17 protein-coding genes and 1 other RNA gene are annotated in these 20,874 nt (G+C 45.3%); 7 read left to right on the forward strand and 11 right to left on the reverse strand.

The window, feature by feature from the left end:
• Positions 1-173 precede the first annotated feature (173 nt).
• The 5 genes from gcvH to sps_RS23855 all read right to left on the reverse strand — a co-directional run bounded on the left by gcvH (position 174) and on the right by sps_RS23855 (position 5,371).
• On the reverse strand, positions 174-563 hold the full coding sequence (gene gcvH / locus sps_RS23835; protein WP_077754790.1) for a glycine cleavage system protein GcvH: 390 nt from the start codon (positions 561-563) through the stop codon (positions 174-176).
• Between the two features lie 37 nt (positions 564-600).
• Positions 601-1,695: a glycine cleavage system aminomethyltransferase GcvT gene (gcvT, locus tag sps_RS23840; RefSeq protein ID WP_077754791.1), complete on the reverse strand. Its 1,095-nt coding sequence runs from the start codon at positions 1,693-1,695 to the stop codon at positions 601-603.
• A gap of 445 nt (positions 1,696-2,140) precedes the next feature.
• The gene (locus tag sps_RS23845; protein WP_179948432.1) at positions 2,141-3,346 is read right to left on the reverse strand and encodes an FAD-dependent oxidoreductase; all 1,206 of its coding nucleotides are present in this window, start codon (positions 3,344-3,346) and stop codon (positions 2,141-2,143) included.
• A 92-nt stretch (positions 3,347-3,438) separates the two neighbouring features.
• Positions 3,439-4,725 (reverse strand): 2-octaprenyl-6-methoxyphenyl hydroxylase, encoded by a 1,287-nt coding sequence (ubiH, locus tag sps_RS23850; RefSeq protein WP_077754793.1) that lies wholly within the window; start codon positions 4,723-4,725, stop codon positions 3,439-3,441.
• Positions 4,726-4,795: 70 nt separating this feature from the next.
• Entirely contained in the window at positions 4,796-5,371 is a 576-nt protein-coding gene (locus sps_RS23855; protein WP_077754794.1) for a UPF0149 family protein, read from the reverse strand.
• 382 nt (positions 5,372-5,753) lie between these two features.
• Between sps_RS23855 and sps_RS23860 the strand changes: the two genes are divergently transcribed.
• The 3 genes from sps_RS23860 (at position 5,754) to sps_RS23870 (ending at position 7,662) form a co-directional block, all read left to right on the forward strand.
• Complete coding sequence (locus tag sps_RS23860) at positions 5,754-6,062, forward strand: cell division protein ZapA (protein WP_077754795.1); 309 nt, start codon at positions 5,754-5,756, stop codon at positions 6,060-6,062.
• A 90-nt stretch (positions 6,063-6,152) separates the two neighbouring features.
• A non-coding RNA gene (ssrS, locus tag sps_RS23865) (6S RNA) lies at positions 6,153-6,333 on the forward strand.
• Between the two features lie 705 nt (positions 6,334-7,038).
• On the forward strand, positions 7,039-7,662 hold the full coding sequence (locus tag sps_RS23870) for a 5-formyltetrahydrofolate cyclo-ligase (RefSeq protein WP_077754796.1): 624 nt from the start codon (positions 7,039-7,041) through the stop codon (positions 7,660-7,662).
• A 24-nt stretch (positions 7,663-7,686) separates the two neighbouring features.
• On the opposite strand, the gene sps_RS23875 is transcribed toward sps_RS23870, so the two are convergent.
• Positions 7,687-8,508 carry a substrate-binding periplasmic protein gene (locus sps_RS23875; RefSeq protein WP_077754797.1) on the reverse strand — a complete coding sequence of 274 codons (822 nt, stop codon included), beginning with the start codon at positions 8,506-8,508 and terminating at the stop codon, positions 7,687-7,689.
• Between the two features lie 307 nt (positions 8,509-8,815).
• Here sps_RS23875 and sps_RS23880 point away from each other — a divergent pair, with 307 nt between their 5' ends.
• Positions 8,816-9,331 (forward strand): copper resistance protein NlpE, encoded by a 516-nt coding sequence (locus sps_RS23880; RefSeq protein WP_149027347.1) that lies wholly within the window; start codon positions 8,816-8,818, stop codon positions 9,329-9,331.
• Between the two features lie 314 nt (positions 9,332-9,645).
• On the opposite strand, the gene sps_RS23885 is transcribed toward sps_RS23880, so the two are convergent.
• Together sps_RS23885 and ung are read right to left on the reverse strand one after the other, a co-directional pair.
• Complete coding sequence (locus tag sps_RS23885) at positions 9,646-12,465, reverse strand: M9 family metallopeptidase (protein WP_077754799.1); 2,820 nt, start codon at positions 12,463-12,465, stop codon at positions 9,646-9,648.
• A gap of 443 nt (positions 12,466-12,908) precedes the next feature.
• A complete protein-coding gene (ung, locus tag sps_RS23890; protein WP_077754800.1) occupies positions 12,909-13,577 on the reverse strand; it encodes a uracil-DNA glycosylase in 669 nt (222 codons plus the stop codon).
• Between the two features lie 136 nt (positions 13,578-13,713).
• Between ung and sps_RS23895 the strand changes: the two genes are divergently transcribed.
• From sps_RS23895 to sps_RS23905, 3 genes are all read left to right on the forward strand, one after another.
• Positions 13,714-14,292 carry a pilus assembly FimT family protein gene (locus tag sps_RS23895; protein ID WP_077754801.1) on the forward strand — a complete coding sequence of 193 codons (579 nt, stop codon included), beginning with the start codon at positions 13,714-13,716 and terminating at the stop codon, positions 14,290-14,292.
• A gap of 77 nt (positions 14,293-14,369) precedes the next feature.
• A complete protein-coding gene (locus tag sps_RS23900) occupies positions 14,370-14,894 on the forward strand; it encodes a type II secretion system protein (RefSeq protein ID WP_077754802.1) in 525 nt (174 codons plus the stop codon).
• A gap of 323 nt (positions 14,895-15,217) precedes the next feature.
• A complete protein-coding gene (locus sps_RS23905) occupies positions 15,218-15,553 on the forward strand; it encodes a DUF3144 domain-containing protein (RefSeq protein ID WP_077754803.1) in 336 nt (111 codons plus the stop codon).
• Positions 15,554-15,699: 146 nt separating this feature from the next.
• On the opposite strand, the gene sps_RS23910 is transcribed toward sps_RS23905, so the two are convergent.
• The 3 genes from sps_RS23910 to sps_RS23920 form a co-directional block, all read right to left on the reverse strand.
• Positions 15,700-16,314, reverse strand: a complete 615-nt coding sequence (locus sps_RS23910; RefSeq protein ID WP_077754804.1) for a LysE family translocator — start codon at positions 16,312-16,314, stop codon at positions 15,700-15,702.
• 47 nt (positions 16,315-16,361) lie between these two features.
• On the reverse strand, positions 16,362-17,912 hold the full coding sequence (locus sps_RS23915) for a S10 family peptidase (RefSeq protein ID WP_077754805.1): 1,551 nt from the start codon (positions 17,910-17,912) through the stop codon (positions 16,362-16,364).
• A 315-nt stretch (positions 17,913-18,227) separates the two neighbouring features.
• Positions 18,228-20,810 (reverse strand): TonB-dependent receptor plug domain-containing protein, encoded by a 2,583-nt coding sequence (locus tag sps_RS23920; RefSeq protein ID WP_077754806.1) that lies wholly within the window; start codon positions 20,808-20,810, stop codon positions 18,228-18,230.
• Positions 20,811-20,874: the final 64 nt, after the last annotated feature.

Here is a 20,874-nt window from a genome sequence, read left to right on the forward strand (position 1 = left end):
ATATAGCTAAATAACTTCTGACGATTGATTTAAGCTTTAGTTGTCAGCTTTAAGCTGTAAGTACTGAGTTGTAAGCCTTAAGCTATGAACATCAACCGTCTTTAAAGTCACTTAGCTGTATAACGAACAAAGCCTCATTTTTGAAGAAATGAGGCTTTGTTTTCAACGAGGTTTTACTCTTCGTCGATAACTGCTTGATAGCCTTCGGCATCAAGCAGATTTTCAATGTCTGCGGTATCAGAAGGCATCACGCGGAAGAACCAACCGTCACCAAATGCATCGCTGTTAACCAACTCAGGAGAATCTTCAAGGGCTTCGTTAACTGCCAGTACTTCACCTGAGATAGGTGCGTAGATGTCAGAAGCAGCCTTTACAGACTCAGCAACGGCACAATCTTCACCAGCAGTTACAGTATCGCCAACTTCTGGAAGTTCAACGAATACCATATCACCCAAAAGCTCTTGGGCGTGCTCACTGATACCAACAGTATAGCTACCGTCTTCTTCTTTACGGATCCACTCGTGTGAAGAAGCGTATTTCAATTCAGTCGGGATATTGCTCATTGTTCTTGATCCTTATTTCTATTGTTCTAATTCTGTATTAAAAGGCTTGTTTACCATTGCGTACAAACGAAGGCTTGATCACTTTAACAGTGACGCGCTTCTTACGCATTTCGACTTCAGCAGTGTCACCGATACTTCTAGGGACACGCGCCATGGCAATAGAATAGCCTAATGTTGGCGAAAATGTACCACTGGTGATAGTGCCTTGTAGCTCATTGCCTTCACCGTCGGTGAAGAAGATAGACATACCCGGACGGATAACGCCTTTAGCTTCCATAATAAGGCCAACCATCTTCTCAGTACCAGCAGCCTTGATGGTTGTCAGTGCTTCGCGACCGTTGAAGTTACGATCTGTTGGTTCCCATGCAATGGTCCAGCCCATGTTAGCCGCTAACGGGTTTACCGTTTCGTCCATATCCAGGCCATAAAGGTTCATGCCAGCTTCGAGACGTAAGGTGTCACGTGCACCAAGACCACATGGCTTAACGCCTGCTTCTAACAATGCCTGCCACAGAGCTTCGGCTTCTGAATCTGGAACGATGATTTCGTAGCCAGTTTCACCGGTGTAACCTGTGGTAGCAATAAACAGTGAATCAGCTTGCACGCCGAAGAACGGCTTCATGCCTTCAACCGCTGCGTTTTGATCGGCGTTGAATACAGTCGCTGCTTTGGCTTTAGCATTCGGTCCCTGAACGGCAATCATCGCCAGCTCTGGACGTTCGGTGATCACTACGTCAAAACCTGCAACTTCTTGTGCTATCCAAGCCAGATCTTTTTCGCGAGTCGCAGAGTTAACTACGATGCGGTAATGAGTATCGGTGAGGTAATAGGTGATGAGATCGTCAATCACGCCAGCGTTATGATCTAACATACCGCCATAAAGCGCCTTACCAGGCACTTTAAGCTTAGCGACGTCGTTCGCTAATAATTTACGCAGGAAAGCACAGGCGTCTGTGCCAGTCACATCGACAACTGTCATGTGAGACACATCGAACATGCCTGCGTCTTGACGAACCGCATGATGTTCTTCGATTTGAGAACCGTAATTCAGTGGCATATCCCAACCGTGGAAATCTACCATCTTAGCGTCTGATTCTAAGTGCTTGTTAAAGAGTACAGTTTTATTAGCCATTATAATCTCGTTATTATGCCCTTTTCGGGTCTAACCTGGCGTAACTACACAGCTATCTGTTCGGCTTAACTTCTATATAAGAAGCAATGCAGAACAGAAACACCTAGCGTAGGGTACATACGGCCAAAGTGTGACTGCAAACATATTACCCCAGTCTCTATTTACTGTTTAAATAGTCGGTCGTAATACATGCATCAATTGCGTTAGATAAAATTGCAGCGATGAGTTTCCTTTAAGAAACAAAATTCATCGGTACTAAAATGCGGCGAAATTATACCTCGCGATACAGTTTTGTATACAAGAGAATTTTCTAATCCGAAGTCTTTTGTCATTACTTTTTCTCATGTTGAACATCTCGTTTTTTCACACATGAGTTTTGTTTACACATTCACAGAGAATAACCCACTGAAATCCTAGGCTTAATAACGATAGCTGACTCTAGTGTCTAGTCTTGTTTGCACAGCTTTGGCAGGCTGTTTTTGTTACCCATGGCCTGCTGTATAAACAGTGTTTTCACAGGAGAAAGGTTATCGACTAAATTTAAGCCAAAATCCCGTAACGCTTTCTTAACTGGGTTGCTACCTTCGAATAAACGCTTAAAGCCTTCCATCGCGGCTACCATCTCCAAAGCATCGGCCTTACGCCAGCGCTCAAGCGCACGTAAGTGACTGTAATCACCTATGTCTTTACCATCTAGCTTAAGCTCTGTGATGGTTTGTATTATCGCTGCTGCATCTAAGAAGCCCAGATTGACGCCCTGGCCGGCTAGCGGGTGTATAGTGTGGGCCGCGTCGCCTGCCAGTAACATACGATGGCGGGCAAAATGACGGGCATAACGCATACGCAGCGGAAAAGCCTGTGGCTCACACTCAAGGGAACACATGCCCATACGGCCATCGAATTCAGCGGTAAGGGTGCGCTCAAACTCCTGCTTGCTCGCTGCCAATAATTGCTGCGCCTTTGCTGGCGGCACCGACCAGACGATGGAACACAAGTTATTTTCATACAGGGGTAAAAAGGCCAAGGGGCCGTCTTTCAGAAACACCTGACGGGCGGTATCTTGATGTGGGATTTCGGTGCGAATGCTGGCAACCACGGCATGGTGACCATAATCCCAGAAAGTCATGGGGATCTTACACTGCTCACGCACCCAGGAATTAGCGCCATCGGCACCGATAACTAAGGCGGCGCTGATATTGTCGCCATTGCCTAAAGTCAGCCAGGCCTCACGTTCACCGAACGCGATTTTATCGAGCCTGTGATTCTCCAGATAGGTTATCTCGTCAAACTCCGCCGCCCGCTTTGACAAGGCAAAACGTATGTTATCGTTTTCGATAATACTGCCCAGATATTCTTCACTGAGGGAGTGAGCGTCGAAGCCAATCTTACCTAAACTGTCTTTGTCCCAGACTTCCATCTTCTGGTATGGGCTGACACGGGCATCGTCCAGATAACTCCAAGCTCCTAAGTTTTGTAGTAAGCGCTGACTCGCCTTGTTGATGGCACTGACTCTAAGTCTGGCTGCGCCGGAGACGGCTTGCGCCTCTCCTGCGTCGATAACCACCACGCGTAGTTCATCCATCGCCAGCCCGATAGCGGTTGCTAGCCCCACCATACCACCGCCGATAATTGCGACATCATAGGTTTGCATTGCACTTGAGTTTGTGTGCATCTCACTTCCTTCACTTAAGGTCTAGAGCGTTATATGTAAATTCGTATGGATCTTGTAAATAGCTGTAAGCATTAGCTTAGCGACTTCCAGCCCATTGCAGTTCTGGCAACCGGCGCTTTTAACGGCGGTACCCAGGAAAGCAACCTTAAGCCTAGGCTACGACCGGCCACTAGTGGCCAATAGTCATTAGAAAAGCCGCGCACTAAGAATTCGATATTGGTCATGGTGGTGTTTCTGTCTTTTTCACGGCTCTTAAGATAATTGTGAGTCACGTTTGCCGAGCCAAGATCTGCCACCTCTTTGCTCGAGCCTTCAGTAAGCAAGGTCTGCTTAATCACGTCAAGCAAGCTAACCAAATCCCGCAAACCTAAGTTAAATCCCTGTCCGGCAATGGGGTGCAGGGTCTGCGCCGCATTACCGATAAATACGGTTCGGTGATAAATGGGCCTGGGCATATGTGACAGCAACAAGGGATAGGAGAAGCGCTCACCCACATGGGTAAATCGTCCGGCGCGAAAACCAAAGGCCTTTTGTAATTCAGATAAAAAATCATCTTTGGCAGCCGACTGTAACCGCTTGGCTTCGCTGGGATTAAGTGCCCACACTAAGGAAACTCGTGAATTGCCCTTGAGTGGTGCCATAGGCAGAACAGCTAAGGGGCCTGTATTGGTGAAACGCTCGAAGGCCCAATTATCGTGAGGCTTATCGGTTTCAACATTAGCCACTAGCGCTACCTGTGCAAAATCCATCTGTTCTAAGGGTAAATTGAAGGCTTGCCTGACTCTGGAATTGACTCCGTCAGCGGCCACCAGCAAGGCCGTTTTGATCTGGGTACCATCATTGAGAGTAAGTAACTGGCAATCGGCTTGAGCCTCTACATGCGTGAGCCTCCCGGGGCAATGGAGTTGAATATCACTGGCTTCAAGCTGCTTAAATAGCACCTGACCGACCCGTTCTAGCTCCACTACCTGACCTAAGTTCTGTAGATGAAAGTCTTCGGCGTTAAGCTCTGTCATGCCAAAATGGCCGCGATCAGAGATATGTATATTCTCTATAGGCGTGCCCAGATGAGCAAGCTTAGACCAGAGTCCCAGGCGTTTAAGCTCGAAAATAGAACCGTGGGCGATGGCAATGGATCGCGCATCGAAACCTGGATGTTCACTGCCTGGTTTGTGTGCCTCTATAAGGGCAATCTTGAGTGGCCTTTTTAACTTCTCGCTCAGTGCCCTCAAGCCTAAGGCTAAAGTAGCACCGGCCATAGCACCGCCAACAATGGCAACATCCACCAAATTAGGTGCTTGAGTTTGCCGAGCCAGAGCGTCTGTTGTCATGTTGTTTGTTTTTGTATCAGCTGTCATTGGTCTTCTCTAATTTGCCACAACAAGTACTTAGTCGCGGCAAGTCTAGATACAATAATGAGGGACTAGTTTAATGAATTACGTTAGCTTCTTTTTGATTTGGATCAGTCAAATCCGGACCAAACTCAGAATAGCAGAGCAGCGCCGCCAACTTGGTAAATTCCATCAGCTCCATATAGGCCGCTTCGGACTCCTCATCTTCGACAACATCGAACTCGACCAGGGCTATATCCGCCAGATCTTTAATGACTTCTTGTACATCAGCCGAAGCCTTGTCGATTTTAGGCTGCACCATGGCAATACCCGTTAAGAAACTCTGTACCCATAACGTCAATGCCTCAACACGATTAGAAAGAGGCTCTTCCTCTTCAGGCAACATGGGCGAGAAACCAAAATCGATATCTGAGACTCTGGCTATGGTGTCTTGGTAAAGCTCCTCGATGAGCAGGCTCAGCGGATCTGGCAAAGACTGACCATCATTCATCAACTCAAGCAGAGGCTTGCTCCAGGCACCTTTAGCCTGCTCAACACCACCACAAATAATCCCTGTCAGGGCACCATGAACTTCGACCGGAGTCTGGCCAATTTCGGCCTCATTTAAGGCCGCTAATAAATTATCAATACGTAGAGAAGGAGGGGTTGCCATAACTGTTTCCACAGGCTGAAAATACTCAGTCCATGCTAGCAGAAGTGGGGCACACAGCCAAATTAAACAAGGTGCTAGAAGCGAGTTACGAGTTCCTAGGTTCTAGGAATGGTTCGAAAGTGATAAGTTTTAAGCGATAAGTGATAAATAAGGGCAAAGAGCCTGATACTGAAATCTAGATTCTAGGCACTAAAACTTAGAAACCAGAGCCTAGGAGGCTCAGAGCTTCAAAATATAACTAAATGTTTATAAATACAGCAAGTCTGTCTATCTAAACAACATTTAATCTAATATGACTCACCTTAGCGCTTACTCATGTTGCACTTTGCTATTTAGACCGATATAGTCCGCTCAAGAGCCAATAATTAGGACCCTTCGCGACATGAGCAGCCATGCTATTGAAATTAGCTTGCTAGGCCGTACATACTCCATCGCTTGCCCGAAAGGACAAGAGAGAGCATTGCAGCACGTGGCGCAGCAGCTCGAAGTACAGTTGATCTCGCTTAAAACACGAACCAACAATCTAAGTCGCGAAGAGATAGCCATCATGGCTGCATTAAATACCGGTTATGAATTGCTGGAAGAACAGCAAAAAAATAAAGATTATAATAAGCAGATGGATGAAAAAATCGGTCTGCTTCAGGCAACTTTAGAGAACGCACTCGTTGAGCGTTCGATAAAAGAAGATTAAACTGTACTTAGTTAGTCAGTACCCAATTAAGATCTGAAAGGCTTCTCATCGCGATAGCAGATGAAGATAAGTGTTTTGGATAACCAGTTTTGCTCCCTGGTATACGCGTCAGTCGGCAATGTCCCTGTGCCGATATTTACAAACCCAGGATGAATGCTTTAATGACATTGAGCAGGCTCGGCTCGTACCGAGAAGCCTTAGGAGTTAATCATTTACCCGCCTTGAACCTACGGTTCAAGGGCTACGCCGGCAACGGTATTTTGGGGAGCAATTTAATAAAAAGATCCTAGGATCTAGCTACGAGTCACGAGATTCGAGCAACTGATTAGCCACTGCTTATTCGTAGTGGCTTTTTTGTATCTGAAGATTATGAATACCGGCACCCTAGCCGCCTCTTTCATAAAAACCACGGTTCAAGGGACTCTTTATAAAAAGCATGGCGGCAAGGGTATTTTGGGGAGCAATTTAATAAAAAGATCCTAGGATCTAGCTACGAGTCACGAGATTCGAGCAACTGATTAGCCACTGCTTATTCGTAGTGGCTTTTTTGTATCTGAAGATTATGAATACCAGCACCCTAGCCGCCTCTTTCATAAAAACCACGGTTCAAGGGGCTCTTTATAAAAAACATGGCGGCAAGGGTATTTTGGGGAGCTATTTAATATAGAAGGTCCTAGGATCTAGCTAGGAGTCACGAGATTCGAGCAACAGGAAAACCATCGCTGAAAAGTGATGGTTTTTTGTGTCTGAATTTCCCGTCATTCCGGCATGCTTATGGCCGGAATCTAACTTTGGTTGAAAGGCTAGAAACAAGGTTAGTTCTGATTGGAGGACTGGCTTTAGCCGGGATAGATGGAACCTTTAAAAAATCGCAGCTAAAGCAGCTCCTACATACAAGCCAGAAAAACCTTACCCTTGAATAGATAGGAGTCTCGGCGGTACACTGAATCCGTCTGAGTAATAGCCGGAGCCAATATTGAAACAAGACTTCACACCTAGCCTAACTGCGCAGGTGAGCCATAAATCTACTCGCACTGAGATCCGGGCGCAGGTTAGAAGTGCCCGCCGGAGTATTAGTAGTAATGAGCAACAAGGCTTCGCAGCCAGTTCTGCGCAGCTGATGCTAGCTGAAATAATCAAGCTAGAGGCGAAACATGTGGCTCTTTATCTGACGAATGACGGTGAGCTGGATACTTGTGTCTTGATTAACGCTCTGTGGGATCTAGGGGTTCACGTTTATTTGCCACGTCTTCACCCTTTTAGCAAAGGCAACTTACTCTTTCTCGCTTACACTCCCACGACGCTGCTGATGCAAAACTCACTGAAGATATGGGAGCCTAAGCTGGATATTACGCAGATGATGTTGCCCCATCGGTTAGATGTGGTGGTGGCCCCGTTAGTGGCTTTTGATAAGCAAGGTAATCGTATGGGCATGGGCGGTGGTTTCTATGACAGAACCTTAGCCAACTGGACGGAACAAAGGAAACCCTTTCCTATCGGTTTTGCTCATGACTGCCAGCAGGTCGAAAATTTACCCTGTGAGCATTGGGATGTGCCTTTACCTATGTTGGTGACGCCAACACGGGTACTTGTATTTTGATTCTAAATTCTAAATAACTAGGTTCTACTTCCTAGGATCTTCTTTTAACTCTTTCTGCAACTCTTGCAGCCAGTACCCGTTATTCTCGAAGCCATGTTGCTTCAGGATACGCAGGACTGTACCGTCGAGTTTCATCTCATTTAATCCCTGATTGAAACGTGCAATGAGCGCCTTATGATCGCTCCGTGATTTAGAGATACCGAAGTGAAATAGCTCGACACTCAATGGTTTGCCTATCATCTCAAATGCATGATCATACTCTTCAGGCCCCTCAGTCATCAGGTATTCGGCGACATCCTGGCTTATCAACACCAGATCTGTTCTTCCAAGTAGTAACTTTTTCAGGTTTTCTGTATCAGAACTGCCCTCCTCTGTTTTTAAGCCAGCTTTCATAAAGGCCGGAGGATTGGCATAACCACGGCCAACACCTATGGTGAAGTCAGACAAATCGCTCAGTTGGGTATAACTTATATCGTTCTGTATTCGTTTGTACAGCACCACATTTACCGATAACAGAGGCGCAGAATATTCAACCCAAGTGGTCCTGGACTCCCTATACCAGATACCTATAATGCCATCGGCATAACCTCCCTTAGTCAGCAGGACAGCGCGTGAAAATGGGAAGAAATCATGAGTCAGTGTCAAATCAGCCCGCTTGAGTGCTTCGTGGGCCAGATGGGAAACAACACCGAATTGAGGAGAGAGCTTTGAATAAAAAGGCGGGTATTCGTTAGAGACTATTTTTAATTTATCGGGCTTAGCGTCAAGGGGAAATGACATAACCCAGGCTAAGGTAACAAGCAGACCCAAGAGAAGAGTGCTGGCAGTGCAAAACGTTTTAGCCATCCCTCCCCTCCAGTAAGACAATCTCAGGTCAAAGTATAGCTAACTATTTTTCAAAATTGATGTGTGCCTTTTTCTTAAATCTTGTGCTCATTTTCCTAACCCCATGTACTCAATGTGGCGACTTGCTGTTACCAAATCAAACAAGCCCCCATTAATTGATAGCAGGCCATTTACCCCTTGTTTACTTAGGCCTTAAGCATACTGAGTTGGCTCACATAATAAGGGTAAAGCTTGATACTGTGAGCTAAATTGAAAGATTATTATGCTAACCTTATTGGCTGCACTTCTTTAAAGACTCATAAGGATTATGATGAAACTACAACTCATTGCCGTCTCATTACTTGCCCTTGGCATTAGCGCTTGCTCAAAGCAAGAAACCCCAACACAAGAGAGCGCCCCAGCCTCTCAGGTTACTGAGCACGTCGATGCAGCACGAGACAGCGCTCAACAAACTAAAGAAACTTTACCACTCGGCGATACCAGCCGCACTTCACTAGACTGGAATGGAACCTATTCAGGTGTCACTCCCTGTGCCAGCTGCGAAGGCATAGACACGACTCTCACCCTAAAGCCTGATAATACCTATGTGTTAGAGACTCGCTATCTGGGTGATGAAACCGAAGCTAAAAAAATATTTACTGAAGCTGGTTCATTTGAGTGGAACCGTGAAGGCAACAGGATCAGCCTGATGGGCAATGCCAGCAGAAAAGAAAATCCACAGCAGTTCCTTGTGGGTGAGAATCAGCTGTTGATGCTGGACATGAAAGGCAATCAAATCACGAGCTCATTAGCCGAACTCTATCGTTTATCTAAGCAAGGCTAAGAATTAGCCCCTAATGATAGGCATAAAAAATGGAGCCACTTGGCTCTAATGCCGATCACTTAGTCACTATTTTGCATAGATAATCACTTTTTATTCACTTTCTGAATTAACGGAATTTGTGTAGCAATCATTGACTAACAGCAGAACGAGTAAGGGCTACAGCCAGATTTAGATTAAATCCCCTGTAGCCCTTATTTTATCAATATTTTTTCTTAACTTACCGGCATTAGCCACTTGGCTCCATTTTTTTAAACATCAGACTCATTGCCTTATGTTAGTTTTACTAGATTAATCTCATCACTCAGCCTTTAATCTTAGTCTTTAATCTTAGCCTTCAATCTCACCTTGCTAAAATTGCCATCTCTGGCTTTAAGCATGACGTAGTAGAAGTCTTCGCCTTCAGGCTGCTTGATAACAACGCGCTCACGGCCCAGATCTTTTGTATCAGCAAAGTCATAGTCTTGAGTCGTTGGAATCGCACCGAAACGTACATACATATCCGCTTCGCCTTTACCGCGAGACATGATGAATTTAACCTTCTTCATATCACCGGGGACAAAAATCTTGAAGTAAAGCGCATCATCACTGGCAAGCTGTTTAACGCGAACGCCTGACTGCAACTCTGTGACTTCAATAGGCTCAACCGGGTCGACAGGATCGGTTTCTACATTAAACTCGGCTAACAAGTTCAAACCATCGAACACATCAGTGCTATCGAGTGTCACGTAATAGTAATCACCGCCTACAACCTCAGTGACGAGCACAGACTCATCGTTACCTGCATTTTCTGATGCCTGATCGTAATCAGTGCTAGTCGCCCAAGCGCCAGCCTTAACATAGAGATCCGCATCACCATTTCCACCCGTAGAGCTGAACTGTATGTTCTCGGTTCCCTCAGGTACCCAGATGTAGTAATAAGCAGTACCGCCAGAAACGCCTATCTTAGCCACACCATCGACTAGATTAGAGTTTGTAGGGTCGCAAGCTTCATCAGTACACTCTTCTGGTGGACAAGAGTTTGTCTCTTCACAAGGCTCTACAGGACAGGTATTGGTTTCTTCGCATGGCACTGGAGGACAAGTATTTGTCTCCTCACATGGCGGCGGCAGACACTCATCACCTTCACAGTCAGCTAACGGCTCATCGTTACTGGTAACGGTCGACAACCAGGTATTCCACTCAGCATCATAGTTGGTGCCTATTTGAGTATCGATATAATCGAGCCAGCCACTAGCATCACCACCACGGGCGAGTACCAATAACTGATCCACATCGGCTCTGTGGTTTTCAAATAGGAAACGCACCCCTAAGTAACCCCAACGATAAACACGCTCGCTACCGCTGTCGTAGGTGTTAGACAAGATCTCACTAAGAGAGAAACTCTGACTACGGCCAATCTCGACGGCTTCGTCGTAGCGGTTTTGATGAGAGATATACTCGGCTAATCCTTCCGACCACCACACAGACTTGCCCGTGTCGATATCGAAATAGTTGAAGGCACCGTACTGATTAAAGCGGCCATCCAGATAGTGAACATACTCATGGCGTAGGTTCCACACTAGAATCTCATCAGTCCAGGTCGCTTCATGGGCGATGAATCTTGCCTGATTATCCACATCCGATGGTGTGCCTTCTAAATACATACCACCGTTATTAGTACCTATGCCGAAAATGATGCCTGCATATTGATCGTAGTCATCATAACTGTCGAAGATGTTCACTTCTAAATTAGTGTTGTAATCGTCGGCAACTGGCTGGTGAGCAGTTGCTAGCACTTGATGGAACAAGACCTCTTCGCCCCCCATCAGATCACATGATGCTTGAAGCTCTTCATTAGTTAACTGTTGTGCACGAATGTCTATGGTGTCACTACATGAGTAGTTTATTGAAAGTATTGTCGCTTCCAGCTCATCGGCCCAGCCACAAATTCCAAATTGTTCACACTCACCCGGGTTATACCAATCTAAATAACCTGCGGCGTCGGCCCACTCACTGGACATACGCTCGAAGTTATTCATGTATTCAACAACGCCATCGTTGAGGCGTGTCTTTAATGCATCCGATAGTCCCCAGTACTCCTGATACTCGTAAAACCGGCCAAATTCATGGAAGGCATCGGTCGATTCATAGCTATAATCTGAGTTATAGATGTATTCTGAAGTTGCTATCTTAAGTAGGCCATTTATTAATGCCGTATGCTCTTCTGCAGCACCTGTATAAGTTGCATCCCAGCTACCGTAATAAAGCGTAGTTAGTGCCTTGGTGAGTGCGTATCTATGATCGGAATTAGCCAGATGTTCTGGGCTAAAAGCTTCGAGATAGTTAGTGATGGCCTCGACACCTTCGTAATAGCTATCAGAACTATCCCAGGCAATGAAGAATTCAGCGAGTGTATTGCCCTGAGACGATGAAGTATCGGCAAAGTTAGGGTTCTTAGTGTACTCAACTAATAGATCGCGAACCCCATGACTGGCCGTATCATCGCCATAGGTTAGATCGTCATTGTAGTATTCAATATAAAAAGCGCCGCGAAGAAAGTAGAACAGGTTCAGCATCTCTGAGCCTGTAGTACTGTCGTAGCTAGCAGCCATTGTTTTCGCAAGATTAGCCACTTCGGCAACATTTGTTGCTTGGTATGCTGCCACGGCAGTGGCGTCATTTTCACGATAGAGATCTGAGATACAGTCAAAATCGGTAGTGCGAATAAAGTCGAACAGGTCTTGGCCAGTTAAAGAGGCGAACTGAGTATATTCAACACATGCCGCCGCTGCTGCGCCTTGATGACCTTCTGGGCCGACCATACCGGTCGCACCTTGAATTGCACTCTTGTTTATATTGCCTTGTTTAATCTGACTCAGGCTCATAGAAAGGAATGAACTTTCCGTTTTTCCAGGCAGACTTGCACTTGGCTTATTGGCTGTTTTCGCACTAGCACTAAGAGCGTTGGCTGCTAAAGTACTAGCGCTTAAGGTATTAGCACTTAAGGAATTAGCACTTAAAGTATCAGCACCTAAAGTATTAGCTGCGACAGTCGAAGTGAGAGCTTCAACTGGTAACTCTTGCTGCTCAGTGCTGGCATAGGCTGGCGCGATTGCTAAAGAGCAAGCCAGCATAATGAGGTTCTTCTTGAACATGTGTCTCTCCAATTTGTGTTAGCCGACAGCAAACTGGCTAAGCAGATAACATAAAATACCCATGTATTAACAAGTTAATTAGTTTATTTATTGTGATTTAAGCACTTTCATTCTGCTTGCCTAGTACCGGCTTGTACTAAAGGCAGCGCCGCTAAATGAGCCCTTGTTATAAACTTGTTACAACACAGTTATATTTTATACAATATTCAAGATCAAGTTAATTTTGCTCATTGTTAATTTTTTTCAACTGAAATTTTGGAATTTAAGCCTGTTTTGCAGACAAAGAGACTAGTAGGAAAGTATAAAATTAAGCGGTAAGTTTCGAAAAAAAGCGATAAAGATCAAGCTGGATTCCGGCCAAAGGCATGCCGGAATGACATATGTTTAGTCGTACTTCTACTTTATGATTTTCTTAGATCTATCTTGAGCCTTCTTGGCTCTATCTATACCTGCCAGTCTATTGGTTTTGTTCCAAGGGACGTTAGCAGTGCGTTGGTCTTAGAGAAGTGTTCGCAGCCAAAGAAGCCTCGGTATGCAGAGAGTGGTGATGGATGTGGGCCAGATAGAATATGGTGATGCAGTGATGTGATCACCTTGCCCTTCTTAATCGCATGGGCTCCCCAGAGAATGAATACTATGGGTGCTTCTTGCTCGTTTAATTGCTTAAGCGCGTTGGTGGTAAAGGTTTCCCAACCTGATTTTGCATGGGAATGCGCCTTACCCTGTTCGACGGTCAAAACCGTATTGAGCATCAATACCCCTTGGTCGGCCCAGCTGGAGAGATGGCCATGATCCGGTGTTTTAAAACCAGGAATATCAGTCACCAACTCCTTATACATGTTCACCAGAGAAGGCGGTATTTTCACACCATGCTTGACGGAAAAACACAGGCCGTGGGCTTGGCTGGGGCCGTGGTAAGGATCTTGGCCGATAATCACCACCCTCACCTTATCTAACGGCGTCCTCTCGAACGCGGTAAACACCTCTTCCCGAGGGGGGAATATCGCCTTGTCACTATTACGTTCATCCTGAACAAATTCTTGAAGTTTCTGGTAATACCCTAAGCGACTCTCGGCTTCAATGAAGGTGTTCCAATTTAAGTGTACTGTCATAGTGTCCTCATTACAGGTAATGCATATACCACTCAAAAACAGCCCTGAGCCTGCTGGTCAGTCTTAAGTCGCAATTTAAGCTAGATAAAAGTGTTACAATAAGAATATCGCACAAGATACGGTTTATATTTAAAAGATGTATCTCTTCTCCCACAAGATCCACACTCAGGCTATTTCTCTCAATAATAGAGCCGCAGGTTTCACCTTAATCGAGCTTGTGGTGGTGATCATTATACTTGGAATACTCGCTGTGGTCGCCCTGCCTAAATTTATCAACCTCTCTGTCGATGCCCATGTGTCTACGGTAAAGGGGACGGGGGGCGCATTCAAATCAGGGATTAATCTAGCAAGAAGTGTATGGGCCGTACGGGTTGGTTCTGGCCCCGCCGATGACCTACCCACCTTCGGCGAAGCTGAGTCGGGAGAGATGGATTTTAACGATAATGGCTGGCCCGCGCAGCATTGGAGCATACCAGATTCGGAGGGGGACTCTCCTCAACTGGATAACACAGATGACTGCATCTCGGTATGGGAGACTATTTTTGCGGGTGATGAACCCAGTATTTCTAACGATATCAGTAATGACACTGATTATGTAGCAACCTATAATTTTGATAACTCGTGTACCTATACATATTCAGCCAATACTAATCTCAGTATCACCTATAACTCACTGGATGGTAGCGTAGTTATAGATTCGGACCCACAAAGCTAGCAGGCAAAGAAAGCTTCTGGCTCAAAAAGATATTTTTGGTAAGATACAGTCAGAAATAAACAGGACCAGTAAGCACAATGAAAAGAGTCGTAGGCTTTACCCTTATCGAACTTGTTGTGGTGATTATCATCTTGGGGATCTTGGCCGTTATCGCGCTGCCAAAATTTATCAATATCAAGCAAGATGCTCAAGTCTCCACGGTTCAAGGCACTGGCGGCGCATTCGCTGCGGGAATTAAGCTTGCCAATTTAAAGTGGGCTTCTAAGGGACACTCGGGTCCCGTTGATAACCTTCAGGTTTATGAAGATGGCACTGCTGGCCAGTTGGATATCAATCTGTGGGGCTGGCCTGCCCAGAACTACCCACCATTCGAAGCTAGCCCGAGATTGAACAACACCAACGATTGTATGTCTGTGTGGCTAACGGTACTGCAAGATGCTCCAACCGTGTCAACGTCGAGCGATGCTGCCGATTCGGATTACCGCGTCACCTATATCGCCCCGGATCAATGCCAATTTTTCTTCAATGAGCTGCCGACTCTGTCTATCTATTACGATTCACGTGATGGTACAGTCACCACAGATTCAGATCCAATTGCATAGAAGTTTTAAGTTGTAAGGCCCAAGACAGGGCTAAGAAAGTATTAAGTCATGAGTAATACCAGCTATACGTAATATAAATGTGGCCTCCAGAGATAAACTCAAGGGCTAGCTTTTACAGATGCTGTTTAGCTCTTACTTATCACTTACAGCTGAGAACTTACCATTCGCACCTCGAAACTCCTCCCTTCAACCCTGACCCAGATCTCATATAAATGATAAGAGTGCTTCATTAATGGCTAATTTACGTTAGAATTCGGTCACTAAAATTACGATTAAATTCTTATTGAATCCTTATTAACTTCTTATTCGAGAGTGAGAGCACCATGTCAGAAGCAGAAAAAGAGACCACAATCTTTCAATTAGCCGATCAGTTTATTGCCCTTGCCAATGAGTTAAGCGCAAAAGAGCAAGATGTGAGTAAAGTAGGCACTGCAATGCGTTTTGCAGCATCTCGTTTCAATGCTTTCGAAGCATCTCTAAAATCTGCTGATCTGTCTGCAGAAAGGGATAATGCCATTGAATGGTTTACTAACGAATACAAAGAGATGCTCACAGACAACCTGAATGATCATATTAGTAATCCTCCTATATCTAAAGAGCAAGAGCCTAAAGATCAAGCGCCAGCTAAAGATGACGCTGTGCAGGTTTTTAATGGGTAGAGAAGTTTCGAGTTCGTAGCTCGTAGCTCGTAGCTCGTAGCTCGTAGAAAGAATAATGCCATCGTTCAGTGAATCACTGCGATGGCATTTTAATTTTTAAGAGCTAGTTCCTCGTAGCTCGTAGCTCGTAGCTCGTAGCTAAAAGCCTAAATCGTCACTAATACCCTCACCGCTAATAAGATCAATACGACTCCCGATAGCTTGTCTATCAAGGCCGCCTTCTCTCTGAGTCTGGGCAGCACTGACTTATGAGAAATCACCATGGCGATAATCGTGTACCAGAGGCCGTCGATAATCAGCGGCGTAAATACGATTAACGACTTTCCCCACAGGCTATCGGCAGCCATGACGAATTGACTAAACAACGCTAGAAAAAATAGTAAAATCTTAGGGTTAAACAAGGAGATAGCCAGGCCATCTCTAGCGGCTGTGAGTGCGTCCGTCGATTTCCCCGCCGCAAGTTTATCTGACATGCTCCCCTTAGAACGCAGCGCCTGAACACCCATCCAGGCAAGATATAAGGCGCCTATGATGGCAATACCGTTAAACACCATGGGCGCTTTTTTAAGTACTACGGCCAGACCTAACAGGGTCACTAATGCATAAACACCGATACCAACCGAATGAGCCCAGGCGCAGATAATTCCTTTGCCTCTGCCGCCACCTAAGGTGTGCCTGACCACCATGGCCAGACTCGGGCCTGGCGACATTGCACCTAAACAACAGATGGCCACTAAACTCAGCCAAGCAGTAAAACTCATACTATTTCCCTAATTATTTATGGTTGCTTCGGCTAACTCTTTAAAAGTTAACCCTTAGTGTCGTCACTCTTTCCATGATAGAAGTGACGAATATCTTTAGCCAGCTGTTTCAATGACTCAGGTTCGATATACATCATATGACCCGCCTTGTAATAAGTCATGGTCACACGAGCGTTATCTATGCCGTTATCGGCAAAGGTATTCTCGGTAGCAAAAAAAGGTGTAGCAAAATCGTAGTAGCCATTGGCCACAAAAATTCTAAAGTCCTTATTCTCACGCTGTGCCTTACCCAAATATGGCGCTACGTTCACATAGTGCATCTGTTTGCCACTGATATTCCAGTTCCAACCACGATTGACATCGATGGACAATACGTTAAATGGGCGGGTTATCTTAACATCGAGATCTTGATACAGATACTCGTGAATAGCCGTAGTATAAGCACCATCGATACCATAGCCAGATGGGTCATTATCGCTACGCTCACCACCACTGTCATAATCGACGCCGGTAAATCGGCTGTCGAGTCGTCCCACCGTCAAGTCCTGATTTCTGAGTAACTGCTTGGTATAACGGCTGCCACTCACGCGCAAATTCACTCTATCCAGATAGTTTTCAGTGAGGCCGGTAAAACGCGCCAACCTTTTACGGACACTGGCATAGGTCGACTCATCTAATCGACTACCTTGAAGCAGGGCTAAAGCATAATCGGTGATAGCAAAATCACGAGCCTGTTGCACAAACACTTCTAAACCTAGAGCCTTGTCTTGCTCACTCACTTTATTATGATAAAAAGCCGTAGCCGCCATAGTCGGTAAGAAACCGATATAAGGTTGGTTATTACCCGGCTGATAACGGGCATGGCTAAAGTCCAGAATCGATGAGATCAACATGACACCATTGATTGAGATATCGGTCCAGCCACCTTGCAGCTCATCGACCAGAGCCGCAGCCCTCGCGGTTCCATAACTTTCACCTGCAAGGTATTTAGGCGAGTTCCAGCGACCATGTTCAATCAACCAGCGGCGCATAAACTCGGCGATGGATTTAGCATCTTCTTTAACTCCCCAGAAATCTTCGCCCTTATTCTCACCCAGCGCACGGCTAAAACCAGTACCCACGGGATCGATAAACACCAGATCTGATTCATCGAGCATGGAGTATTCATTGGCAACTAAGCTGTATGGCGCCGCACCGTCATCACTTGCATCGCTAGGAAGTACCACTCTTTGAGGGCCAAATAATCCCATGTGTAACCACAAAGAAGCAGAGCCTGGGCCACCATTAAACACGAAAGTCACCGGGCGTTTACGCTTGTCTTTGACCTTAGTGCGTAAATAACTGATAGAGAAGATACTGGCTATGGGATCGCCCTTATCATCTTTTAAGATGGTTTCGCCGGCGATGGCTTTGTAACTGATTTTGTCACCATTGAGCTTAATACTGTGCTCTGTGATGACCACTTCGGCCTTAGGCGCAGATTTAGCTTCGGTTTTGTTATCATCACTCCCGTTGGCGGTAAATGAAGCCGGCAAACTAAAAACAGGTAATAACATCAGCGCGTATTTTGCTAACTTGAATTGATTCAATCCCATCATATTTCCTTTTTTATTCTTGTTCGTGGATTAGCCTCTAGTCACTCGAGCCCATGTCATCCAGCCCTAACGTTAGAAGCTCTGAATAAATCAGTCGAATAGCTTACAAATATTACCTTAAGCGCGCAAAGCTCAATTGCAACAAATCGTTATAGTCTATCTAGTCCCCATTACTCACCGATTGGTATTACCCCCTCAAGATTCGCGATGAGTTAGCGTGATAGAAGTTAACGCGAAAGACAGGCATAAAAAATGGCTGCATAAGCAGCCATTTTAATATTATGATGTACTAATAAACCTAACTAATCTAGCTCACCATTAGAAGATATAGTTAACTCGTCCGTAGTAGAAGCCACCGTTGTAATCAAATGGTCCACTTTCGTAATAAACGCCACCGAGCTCACCTAAAGTGCCATCTTTTAGCTTTTGAGCTTCTTGATCAAAGATATTGTTCGCACCAACTGAGAAAGTTAAACTTTCGAGAACGGCATAGCTAATTTCTAGATCTATGGTCACCGCAGCATCGGCGACTTCTGAGCCCCATTCAGTAGTATCATCAGCATGTGTAGCATAATATTCGCCGAAATAATTAGCTCTAAGTGTCGTGCTGAATCTTTCCCAAGACTGACCCCAAGTTAATGTCCCTCTATGAGCCGGAATACCATCTTCTAAACGACGAACCTTTCCTGCATCTGTCGTGTCAGGATCATACTTATCGACGCTGGTATCAGTCCAACCATAAGCCAAACTCAGATTTGCATCGCCACTCAAAAACTCCGTCTCATAAGAACCGACAATATCGATACCTTGGGTCGTCGTGTCAAAATCATTGGTATAGAAAGTTACCGCCGAAATAAGTTCAGGATGCTCAACACCCGCAGCCCTTAGATCATCATAATCTTCCTCTTCTACCGCTATCTGGCTCGACTGTGCGATGCGGCCCGTTACTTCAATATTGTAGTAATCGAGCGTCAGGAAGAAGTTTTCGTATTCAAATACAGTACCGAATGCATAGCTAACAGACTCCTCTGGATTTAACACTTCACCGCCATAGAATGCTGCAAGGGGGTTAGTTGGCGGAGCGATAAAGGTTTGGATCAAATCACCGTTCACAATCGACGTCTGCGTGTTAACAACGTTTTCTTGCCCTACTGTAGGAGCTCTAAAGCCCGTACTGTGAGATGCACGAAACGATAAGTAGTCGGTGGCAGAATATTGCGTCGAGATTTTATAATTGAGGGTGTCACCGAAAGTGGAGAAGTCTTCATAGCGCAACGCAGCCCCCAACAACCAATCGTCGCTCAGGTAGCCTTCAACATCAGCATAAATACCTATGTTATTACGGGAGTTCTTACCTGCAGCTTCTGGTCCAAAGCCTTTAAAGCCGTGAGAACCGATATTAAAGCCTTGATCAGCATAAGGTCCGGCAATCCAAGAGGATTCTTCACCTTGTGTGATCTCAAAAGACTCTTCTCGCCACTCAAAACCTGTCGCAAAGCTCAGATCTTCAAGCGCACCTATGGTAATGAAGCGTGAAAAGTCGATATTGACAGTTGTTTCTGACTGCTCATAAGCACCAGTTTCAAAATCTGTAGGAGTATCTAGACCAAGAGATGGGTTCAATGAGTTACGTAAACTGAATGTCGACTTATTATTACCCATTCCAGCACTGGCATCATAGCTCCACTCGCCGATATCGCCTTTGATACCGGCGAAGAATGAACTGTCTTCCACAGTACCAGCAAATTGCGGGGTATAACCGCCCGGTCTAATTTGGTTCATGGAAAAACAGTTAGGGTCTGCGAGCATATCCAGATATGGCTGACTCGTCAGCACATTGCCATCTACGATATTACCGTTTGCATCGGTAACTTTAGGAATAGGCACCACGTTACAGCTAGATTGATCACCGTTTAAGGCTCCAACAAGCAAGGTTTCGCCGTCATCAACTGAATATACGTTGCCACGGTTATGAGGATTACGATAATAGAAGCCCCCCACAACATCCCTTGATGACAAGTTACCAAACGCATAGAGCTGAGCACTCTCATTAATATCGAAGCCTGTATTTACAAATACGGTGTAATCATCTTTAATTTCAGGATTACCCCAGACTTGAGCAGGATCATTAACATCCGTATTTCCCTGTGCAATCAAGTTTGCCGCATCCGGGCGCTGCACACTTCTACTGGTAGCATCGGCAGTTTTATATTGCGCACTGATATTAACAAAACCACTATCGGTAAGAGGTAAACCGATATTTCCATCAATGGTGGTAGTTGCGCCATCACCCTTGTAATACTCCCCCTGACTGACAGTGATTGAGCCACCTTCTGCATCATCTTTTAATACAAAATTCATCACACCGGCAATCGCATCAGAACCATATTGGGCTGATGCACCATCTCTTAATACTTCAACTTGCTTTAAAGCGACACCAGGAATGACCGAAATATCGGGGCCCTGAGCACCATCGTTAATACCACCGCCTTGGAAAGCAATGACTGAAGCACGGTGACGACGCTTACCATTAACCAATACTAAGGTGCTATCTGAAGGTAATCCCCTAAGGTTAACTGGGCGAACCAGAGTAGCCGCATCACTAATAGGCTGAGCTCTGGAGTTAAAAGATGGCACAGAAGTCACCAACATATCAATCATGTCAGTCGAACCATTTTTTCTTAAATCTTCACTATCTATAATGTCGATTGGCACCGGAGACTCACCTACTGAGCGTGGCGCGGAGCGTGAGCCTATGACTGCAATCTTCTCTACATTTTCTAGTTTTTCTTGTTCCTCTGCAGCTAATACTTGTGTACTGGCAAAGGACCCTGCTAGCGCTATCGAGATGGCTAAGCTCAATGAGCTTATCCCGAATTTATTATTATTACTCATGGTCATTATTCTCATTTAATTATTATATTTTCACTGTTAATTTTTACTTCATACCCCTGTACAAATATCA

Source organism: Shewanella psychrophila, from assembly GCF_002005305.1.
Lineage (GTDB): Bacteria > Pseudomonadota > Gammaproteobacteria > Enterobacterales > Shewanellaceae > Shewanella > Shewanella psychrophila.